This window comes from Aquabacterium sp. NJ1 (assembly GCF_000768065.1).
Classification (GTDB): Bacteria; Pseudomonadota; Gammaproteobacteria; order Burkholderiales; family Burkholderiaceae_C; genus Aquabacterium.
The window spans coordinates 3,677,181-3,687,219 of sequence record NZ_JRKM01000001.1 but is presented as its reverse complement, the minus strand read 5'-3'; the positions used below and the strand labels follow the sequence as shown (position 1 = coordinate 3,687,219).

General features: G+C 60.3%; 4 protein-coding genes. All 4 read right to left on the bottom strand.

Annotation, left to right across the window (positions count from 1 at the left end):
- Nucleotides 1–6: 6 nt before the first annotated feature.
- The 4 genes from JY96_RS15815 to JY96_RS15800 are packed head-to-tail and all read right to left on the bottom strand — an operon-like array spanning nt 7 to nt 9,890.
- On the bottom strand, nt 7–783 hold the full coding sequence (locus JY96_RS15815; protein WP_035038859.1) for an HNH endonuclease: 777 nt from the start codon (nt 781–783) through the stop codon (nt 7–9).
- Nucleotides 784–793: 10 nt separating this feature from the next.
- Nucleotides 794–2,788, bottom strand: coding sequence for a hypothetical protein (locus tag JY96_RS15810; protein ID WP_035038857.1), 1,995 nt, complete (start codon nt 2,786–2,788; stop codon nt 794–796).
- A gap of 16 nt (nt 2,789–2,804) precedes the next feature.
- Nucleotides 2,805–7,307, bottom strand: a complete 4,503-nt coding sequence (locus JY96_RS15805; RefSeq protein ID WP_035038854.1) for an N-6 DNA methylase — start codon at nt 7,305–7,307, stop codon at nt 2,805–2,807.
- Between the two features lie 18 nt (nt 7,308–7,325).
- Complete coding sequence (locus JY96_RS15800) at nt 7,326–9,890, bottom strand: helicase-related protein (RefSeq protein WP_369796167.1); 2,565 nt, start codon at nt 9,888–9,890, stop codon at nt 7,326–7,328.
- Between the last annotated feature and the right edge of the window lie 149 nt (nt 9,891–10,039).

The window sequence follows — 10,039 nt, the reverse complement described above, 5'->3', positions numbered from 1 at the left end:
GTGCCGTTAAGCCAATGACCTGATGTCGCTGCAGCGCGCACGATGCCATGCCAGGTAGCTTTTGTGTTGCTCGGTCACCCAGTGCAGCTTCAAATCTGTCGCAAAACCAAGCTGTCGTAGCTCGGCATGTCCTATTCGAGACGAGACCAAAAGCCCCCCACCGTCGTCGAAGCTGACCAAGAAGCGGTCGAACAACGCGTCCAAGTTGGCCACAAGCAGGAACCCGTTGAACACGTCCAGCCGCTCAGCATCGCTGCTGCATTCCGACCAAGGCTTAGCGTGGCTGGCACGTAGCACCTCGGGCAAGGCAACACCAGTTACCGCGCATGCGCCGCCCCAGTAGTCAAGCATGGCGTCACGAAACTTCTGCTGACCAACGCGTTGGCGCACGAGCCTCTCAACCTCTGTCCCGCCGAGCCCCTCAGGCAACTGGGCCAGCTGGGTAGCCACCGATGCCTCGTAGTCCTGGGCTGCCTGGCTGGGCAGGGCACGCGCCAGTCCGGCTGCACGACGGAGCAACGTTGCCAGGGCAGCCTCAGACTCAGCAACGAAATCAGCCCCTACACGCTGCGGGCCAAAAGAACGGTTCATCTCAGGCAGCAGCGCGGGTGTGTCGGCGGCGAAGTGCACCATGTACCCGCCCGTGGGTGGTGCCACCACCTTTGCTGCAGCGGCATGCCGCGCCGAGACCAAAGCCACAGCGGCCGAGTCACTGGCTAGCACGTGTTCAAAGCCGTGATCGTGGCCAAGTTTTTCAATGAGGGCGCGTTGAAGCGGATTCATATTTCAGCTCCTACCGCAAGGTGCCCTGCTTCTCTCCGGCGAAGCGCTTGCAGAACAGCAGCCCATCGTCGGTACTGGGGTCGAGTACCAGACGCACCGCATCTTCTTGCAGGTCGCTTGGCGGTGGCGTGGTGGTCGTGACGATGTACTGAAAGGGCAACTCCCCATGCGGGAAGTGCTTGCTATGAAGTTCCCCCATCAGGGACAAGAAGTTCTCGTAGAGCCCCGTGCTCATGTCCGCTTCCCGGGGGCAGTCGTGGATGAAGAGCCCTGGGAGTGCTCCGTCCTGCCTGGGGCTGTCCAGCATGCAGGCCATGTCCCCAAGCAAAACCTCCAACACCCGAAAGGCTTCGCCGCCTCGGAGCGAAATGCGGAAGGGACGTTGCTCGTCGTGCGGGTCGAAACTGCCGAAGGCGCCGTCGGGCAGCAAATGCTGAGTCAGCCCGTCAATGATGGCGCCCAAAGTCTTTTCACGGTCAGACTTGTTCTGCTGTGCCACCGCCAGTTTGGTTTGCGCGCGGCCCAGCTCCTGAGCGACCTGCACGCTGTAGGCTCGCGCTGCGTCGATGTCAGCCTGTGCCTTTACCGACCCCGCAGCGCCATCCCATCGGCTCAACTCTTCTAGCAAGGTGGGCCATTTGTTGGCCTCAATTTGAGCCGTCCGTGTTGCGAGCCTAGCCTTACTCTGGGCAGCTAACAAGGTCTTCTCTTTGTCTTGCATGGTTATGACCAAACGATGCAAGTCATTCTTCCGCGATAGGGCAGCACCAGCACGCGATACAGACGCCTCCATCGCAAGCTTGAGGTTGGGCCTGTCTCGAGCATCACGAAAGCTGAACTGCTTTAGCTGGTTGATCTCGGCCTGCACATGCTGGCACTGACCAAAGGCAACATTGCCGTGCTTGCAATGACCGGTCAGCTGCTGAAGTGCCAGAAGCTCCGCGCCAAGCGCTGAGTAAGCCTGCTCGTCGCCTTGGCGGGCTTTATCAGCCAATTGGCACATCAGGTCGGCCTCGGCGCACTCGGCCTGTTTTCGCTTCAGGTCGGCACGCAGATCGGCAAGTGCCTCGTCGGCCCTGTCTTGCTCGGCTTGCAACTCTTGGAGTCGAGCCTCGGCTCTTTTTCCCGCCATCTCGATGCGGCCAGCCACAGAGTCAACAAAGAAGTCGTCGGTGCGGATCGGCAAGTCCTCCGGCAATTGCCCTTGTGCCCGCAGGCTGCTCTCTATGCGGCGCCGGATCAGCGCCGGCTCCTTGAGCAATTCCTCGACCTTATCCTTCGCCGCTTTGAGCGATTCCTCCAGCTTGGCTGTCTCGCTCAGCAGCGCGGTCTCCGCTTGATCCAGCAGCCCCAGCACGGCGCGCATCACGATGGGTGGGTCTTGGCGCTGGCGTTGCAGCATGTTGCCCTCACCGTCGCGCCAGTCGTAAAAGGCCTTGAAGCGCGCGCCTTGGTCGCGGCTGACCCAAGCAAGCAAGTGCCGCCACTCAATGGCCTGGCCGGTCTCTGGGACGTTGCGGGGCGAGACCCGGCTCATCATGGTGTCGCCGAGCTGCTTCACGAAATCACGGTCGTTGATTTCAGTCTCACGAGTCCAGATCGCCGCGATGTTCGTCCCCGGGGCCGCCAACCCCACCTTGTGCGGGTTGAAGTAGCGGCACACCGTGAAGGCGTTGCCGTCCACATGCAGCACGCCGATGACGCCACCCTGTGCGAACTCGCTGAACAGCTCTTCGCGCAACTCCGACACTGCCTTGGACATATCGCCCAGGCATAGGCGCAGCAGCAGACATAGCGAGGTCTTGCCCACGCCGTGTCCAGCGGCGCGGCTGCCTTTCGCGCTGCCCGCAGTCGGCTCCTTGGCCCAAATGATGTTCAGCCCGCGCCGCAGCGGCACCGAGCGGATGACGTGCTCGTTACCCGGTTCGCTGAAGATCGCCAACCGCTCGAACCACAGACGCGGGGCGCTGCGGTCGGCGGGCAGGAGCTGGGTCAGTGGCTTCAAGATGTGGCCCTCGTCGTCAGGCTTGTTTCATCGAAGGCGTTGCCGCCTGGGTGTCGGCGGTGGGTGCAATCGCCGCAAAGGCTTGCTTGGCTGCTGCTGCCAGCAGGGTCGCCACCGGTGCGGTCTGGGCGCTCACCCGAACCTCGGCGGGCAAGGGCACGGTGACAATGCGCTCCACCAAATCACCAGCCGAGATCAGCCGAATCACTCCCCGGGTCTCGAAGTGACGAAGCCGCTCTTGGACGCGGTTGCCCGCCACACGCTCGATGTCAAAGATGCCAGTGTGCGACTGCATGAAGCTGCGCAGCAGGCCTAGGCCCTGGGCGTCGAGCAAGCGCTCATGCAATTCAGTCTGCCCAGCCAGCACGAACACGTCGTTCAGCTCGCGTCGAGGCAATCGCTGCCCCTGTTCGATCAAAGTGATCAGCAAACCGGCGAGGTGGGCATCGGTCTCGTCCTGGATCACGCCATGGGCTGAATAGCTGGGCAACGGGTGAACGCCAGGAGGTGGGTTCAGCAAGCTGGTGTAGGGTTGGCCGTTTGCATCGGCAATGGCCATGCGTCGAAACTCGCGCAGCACCAGCCGCTGGGTGCGGTATTCGCCGAATTCCTTCATCTCCCGGTTCTTCAACACCCGAAAGGTCTCGCTCGGGTAGTCTGCGCCCATCACATCGGCGGGGTCCAGGATGTAGCGAAGCTCGTCCTCGTGCAAGTCATAGAGGCGGGCGTAGTAGGCGTCCAGCTCGCCACGAATTTCGGCACGGCGGTCGGGGTCAAATTTGAATGGCGCGCCTTCAAAACCCAGGTCTTGCGCCCAGGCTTTCAGATCGTGGGCGGTGTAAGTGAGTTCCAGCACGCGCGGGACGATGAACGCGAGACTGGTCTCGTCGTATCTATCTGGCGGAAGGATTGGGAATTGCTTTAGATAGCCATAAGTCAGATGTGTTCCACCCACTTTAACTCGTGCAACAAAATCCAGAACCAAAGAGCTTAGATTTGCAAGTAGGCACGCAAGCTTCGGCGGCGATTGCTCGGACATCAAAAACGGCACAGTATTTCCCAATGCCAACCTTGGAATAACGGTCGCGATTACCGTTCGCAGCACATGCGCGCTAGTAATATCTCTCCATCCAATCAACCAATTTCGACCCCACCCCCTTTCACCAAGACGCAGCTCGATTTCGTTCTGTTCAATCCAATATCGCGGTAGAACGGTGAAGCTGGGATCCTTCTTCTGATCGACGGGAACGTCACTACTTTCCCCATTCGACCCGTAGGTTGCCCACCGATGATCGTAGTGATGAATCATCTTTGCTTCATACAGAGCCAAACGGCCTGGCGTCGCCGATTCTCTAAAGTGATGACTATCTTCAGCCATGTGAAACAGCCTTGAGTGGAAACGTAATCCCCACGCATTTCCATCAGGTTTGTTGTCGTCAATGAGAATCGGCGATGCCCTATACAATTTTTTTGTCAACGCGGCATCCATTTCAGAGCGCAGTACCGGGCAGGTTAGCGAGTTCGGACTTATAAGCTTGAATTCATCAGGGGTTAGGCGGAAGCGACGTCGTGGATCGTGAATTTGATCGACGTTCTGAGCAAAAAAAACAAATTCTGCCTGGTCGGCCCTTCCTATTGTCATCATACAGAAGCGGAAGGAGTGATGCACATCCGGAAATATGAATTTTTCATTCTCGAATGATTTAATGCTGATTAACTTCCCTTGCTGTGTGTGATGTGCGAAATAGGCTTTTGTGCCATCGTCGGTTGCAATACCGGTAGGCACGATAAATCCAGCCCGTCCGCTGGACGCCATAATTTGGCTGATGGTTTCAGCGAAAAGCGCGTAGGTATTCACATCTCCCACGCCGGTGAGCGGATAGCGTCCGCCATCTTCCCCCTTCACGTGGGCATACAGGCTGGCGGCTTCCGCCGTGCGACGGGCGCTGATGAATTCGCCGTGAAGCCGCTGCTCGGCTTCACACTCATGCGGCGGATGCTCGTGCTGCGGGAAAAGTTGCTTGGCTAGACGGCCCTCGCTCAGCCACTGGATGCGCTGGGCGCGCTCGGCCTTGTTCTTGGCCAGGGCCACATCGCGATGGCGGGTGGCGAAAAACTCTTCCTCTTGCAGCTTGATGCGCTCCCACGGCGGGTTGCCCAGCACGCAGTCAAAGCCACCTTGCGCAAACACCTGCGGAAAGGCCAGCGGCCAATGAAACACGCGGGCCTCGCTGCAAGCGGCTTGCGATGCAGCCAGGGCGCCGTGCTGGTCGGCCGGAAGGGGCGCGCCTTGCAAGGTGAGATAGAGGGTGGCGGTGGTGGGGATGCGGCTGGCGGTATCGACCCGCTTCGCCAACAGGTAGGCTCCCAGCAGCAGGTGAGCGGCCTGCGCCAGGTGGCCGCTCCGGGCTTGGCTCAGGTAGGCGCCATAGGCCGCCGCCTTGGCGGAGATTTGCGCGGTGCTGTACTCCGGCAGGGCCTCCAGGGCTTGCAGCTCAGCTAAGCCGCTGCCAGATTGGCTGGGAACGTCCATCTGGCCAAAGGCGCGAGCCTCGCGCTTCTTGGCCAGGTCTTTCAGCGCGGCGGCGTTGGCTTTGGCGAGCTGCTTACACACCTCTTTGTCGTCGCCACTCAACGGCTTGAAGGCGTCTTTGGCAATGCCGAGTTCCAGTGCCTTAAGGTCAGTCAATCCCAGCAGCGCGTCGCCCACTTGCAGGTGGTGGTCGAGGAAGCTGAGCGGGCGCCCTTCTTCGAACCCTTCCAGCCACAAAGCGGTGCGGGCCAGTTCAATGGCCATGGGGTTGCGGTCCACCCCGAAAATGCAGCGCGCAACCACTTCGCGCAGAGCATGGCGGTAGTCTTGGGGGCGTACTGCGCCCTCTTGCCCACTCTCGATGCTGCGCAGTTGGGCTAGCTTCTCCGCAAGGCGGCGCGCGGCTGCCAGCAGGAAGTGACCGCTGCCGCAGGCAGGGTCCACTACACGGATGGACAGCAATGCTTCGGTGGGGTTGTCGGTGCGGGCCTGCAGGCGCTGCTCGATGACAGGGTCGAGCGCGCTTTTGATCAGCTCTTGCACCAGGCTGTCGGGGGTGTAGTAGCTGCCTGAAGTCTTGCGCGCGTTGCCCGCAGTGCTGCCTTCCTCGGTGATACCGACAAAGCCGAAGCGGCGTGCAGGCAGGTCGATGGATGGCACCAGTTCCAACAGGCTCTCATAAACGCTGCCAAGCTCCTCTGGCCCCATGTTGCGGTAGTCCACCGGGGTGAGGTTGCTGGTCTTGCCTTGTGTGGTCACTGCCCAGCGCAAGTGCTGCAGTGCTGTCAGAAGATGCGTATTGTGCAAACTGGCGGTATCCAGGTGCGGGCACTGATCTATCGCGAACAGTCCGCCCAGCGCGGGCAAGGCCAGACGCGCCTCGCCTTGGGCCAGGCCTCGCCAAACGATGCAGATGGCTTGCCAATGGTCGTCGTGTCGGTTGCGTGCGCGGCGCTTGAGGCAAAGCTCACGAAGGCGATGCAGCGCGTAGCCCTCTCCATAAGCTTTGCGCGCTGCCAGCGCTTCAGCGCTGTCATCCAGCGGATGCAACACGCCTCGTTCTTCTACGGTGAACACAAAGATCAACCGATAGATCAGCCGCAACAGTTGCTGGAAATAAGCATCTTTGCTCAAGCTGCCGTCATTGAGCGCAGTACGGAGCGCTTCGTTGACTGGGTGCTGCAAGAAGCCTTCGCCAAAAGTGAGCAGGGCTTTCTCAACCCCATTGCGCAGGCCGTCGCGTACTCGCGTACCCTCTGCTTTGCCCGCCTCACGCCATCGCTCCCAAACACACGCGGTGCCAGCAGCTTGAGGTGAACGGCTGGCATGCAGCAGGCGCCACACGTTGGCGAACTCTGCATAACGCTGACCACCCAACAGATCGGCCAGATCGAATTCCAGATAAGTGGGACGGGTGAGCGAGGCTGCATCGCGCAACAAGCGCAGTTGCTTGCCGTTGCTCACCATGCCCCAGGTGTGCTCTGGGCTGGCGTTCAGCAGCTCTTGCATGGTCTGGAACGCAGATTTTTTGCGATTGCCGCCGCCCACAACGGCAAAGCGCACATCTGGATCGTCGAGACCAAGGTCATGTGGTGCGACCAGAACCGCCACTTGACCCGAGATCACGCTGATGGGGTAAGCCAAGGCCCCAACCTCAACCGCAGTAGCGTGTTGCAATGGGGCATAGCCCAGTGCGTCGCGCAGCAGTTCGTGCACAAAGCCGATGGTGAGGCGATGGGCATCCAGATCGGTTCGCTCCATCTGGGCAGCAAAGTGCTGCCACTGTGCTTTGGCAATCTGGAAGGACCGGCTGTATTCGTCCTTTAGCTTGACGCCTTTCGGGACGCCATAGTCCACCTCAGTTTGATCCGTTGCGCGGCCTTGGGCGGCTTTCTCCAACTGGTCAGGCAAGAACAAGCTGCCTTCCAACTGAATGGTGGGCAGATTCAGTGCAGCCTGACGTTTGCTGTTGCGGGTGCGTTTCATGTTGTTCTCGGCTCAGGCTTACAGCGAATCAGGCAGAAGCACATACACGCCCATGACGTCCACAGGCAGACAGGGCTTGACGTTGTACTGACCCACGTCACGCGCAGCCTCTCGCACACGCTTGTGATCGGCAAGCAAGGCATCGGCGCGCTGCTGGGCCAGCGCATGCAATTGCTGAGGGTGGGCAGCCATGAACTCAATGGCTTGGCTGACCTCGCGCTGCACTGCTTCAGCGGACAAGTTGCCACTGGGGTTGCACTCAATCAACCGAGCAGCATGTTCATCTGACAACCACTCTGGGTTGGCGCGGCCACGCACGGCCAGAGCGACGGTCTCTTCAGCCATCATCTGGAAAGGCTCACGTCGGCGCACGTAGCTAAGTTGGTGGCGAACACGCAGCAGGTACAGCGTTGTAGCCACGTCCACATCATTCGTCAGCGTGGCGGCACATCGAGAAGCTACAGGCTGAGTGCTACCCAGGGCATCTTCCAACAGGTGCTGGGCCAACAGCCCCACCAGGGGGTGGCTGCGATGGAGTTCATCAAAGTCAATCAGCTGGGCGGCATCCAGCCCCTCGTCTGCAAGGCGCAGGCGCAAGGCCTCTGGCAGGTGTTGCGGTGTGAAGCGGGCCTGATTGGCCCGACGGGCACTCTCCAATGGAGACCCCAGACGCACGCAAGCACTTTGCAGAAAGCGCTTCACATCCGCTTGGGAGCCAAGGGCTTGTTGCTGCTTGTGCCATTCTGGTAGTACCTCATCAGGGCGAATACGGCGTTGTGCAAACACGGTTCGGTTTGCCTTGGCCTTATCCAACGCGTCTTGCCATTTTCCCTGCAAGGGCGCCAGCAGGCGCTCAGGTTCACCGAAGTCGAAGGCAATCTGTGGCGTCTTGTTCTCTGGGTGATGCTCTCGGCGCATGAGCGCGGCTTTGACCAACGCCTGGTTAATCCGAGCATCGTCCTCAGGCAAGGGCACCATCACCCCCAGCTCCTTCTGGATGGCTTCGCCCTTGCGCAAGATGACCTTCAAAACAAACCCGTCAATGGGGTTGTCTTGCCCATAGAGCATGGTGCAGCGTACCTCGGGCGCCTGCTGACCAAATCGATCCACCCGGCCTTCCCGCTGCTCGTGGCGCGTGGGGTTCCAGGCCAGGTCATAGTGGACGACGGCGGTGAACAAGTGCTGCAGGTTGATGCCCTCTGACAGGCAGTCGGTGGCGACCAGTATTCGGCTGTCTGCCTCACCCATGTCCTCCACCCGCTCGCGCCGTTCTTCCGGCGTTAATTCACCGGTGATGGCCTCGATGGCAACATTGGGGAACATGACTTTGAGATGCTCCGCCACATAGTGTGCGGTGGCGATGTACCGGCAGAACACCACGGGGTGATAGCCGTCTTTGAGCAACTGACCTGTGTGTTGGAGGAGCGCTGCCAGCTTGGGGTCGCCCGATTGACCAGAGAGGCGCTGAGCCGTGGTGATCAATGCCTGCAAGCGAGAAGCGTCTTGCAGTTGGGCTGGCGGCTCCAGGTCACTGCCAGACAGGTCATCTGCTTCGCCGTCATGCAAGCGCTCATCGGTCAACAATTCATCTGCTGACACGGAGCCTTCCAGCCGAGTGGTCAGAGCTTTGACCGCCGCCGCTGGCGACGATGCCACGCAGCGCAGCAAAGCCAAAGTGGCGTACCACATGAGCCCCGAACCACCTGTAGTACCATCACGCTCAGCAGTTTCGGCAAGCTCGCGGCAGTAGTCTTGCACTGCATCAAAAAAGCTCCCCCACTCACCACTGAGTTGGTAGGTGAGCTCCGTTTTCATGCGCCGTGCAAATCCACGACCATCGTGGGTTTCGGTTTGCCACTCGGCGATGTCTTTGCGACGCCTTTGCACAAAGTGACGAGCCAACTCCTGACGCAGCGGGTCGCTGGTTGACATGCGCCCCTGCAATGCTTGGAAACGCTGATCCAGCAATGACAACAGGTTGTAGAAAGCGACCTCGTCGCCCGAGTGCGGGGTGGCCGTGAGCAAAAGCAGGTGGCGGTGCACATCTCTGGCAAGGCGTTGCAGCAATTCGAAGCGCAGTTGCTTGCCAGCGCCACTGCTGGCGCAGGTGTGCGCCTCATCTACGATGATGCATTCTGGAGCCGTGGCCAAGAACTGCTCGCGGTTGCGTTCGCTCTTGATGTAGTCCAGGCTCACAACAACCACGGGGTGATGATCGAACAAGCCCACACCATGCGGCAGCTCTCGTTCCACCCGGGCTGCTGATGCCGCAGTGAGGGCGACAGCGTACAGGTTAAAGCGTGTCTCCAGCTCGGACTGCCATTGCTCAACCAAGTGCGGCGGGCACAGCACGGCCAAGCGGGCGATCTCACCACGGTCCATCAGCTCACGCGCAATCAACCCAGCTTCGACGGTCTTGCCGATGCCAACGTCATCCGCAATTAGCAGCCGAACGGTGGACAGGCGCAAAGCCATCAACAACGGCACAAGTTGGTAGCCACGGGGCTCCACGGCAATGTTGCCGAATGAGCGGAAGGGGCCTGCGCCAGCACGCAAGGTGAGGCGCAATGCATCGCGCAGCAAGATGGCCGCCGCGTGGTTGCCTGCCAAAGCCGGGTCAGGCTGGTCAAACGTGGCGTGCTCGACCGGAGCGAGCTCCAACTCCGGGATCAGCGCGATGGTTTCGTCTTCAGCTCCGCCCAAGGGCCGCAGGCGCAGCCAATCGCGTCGGG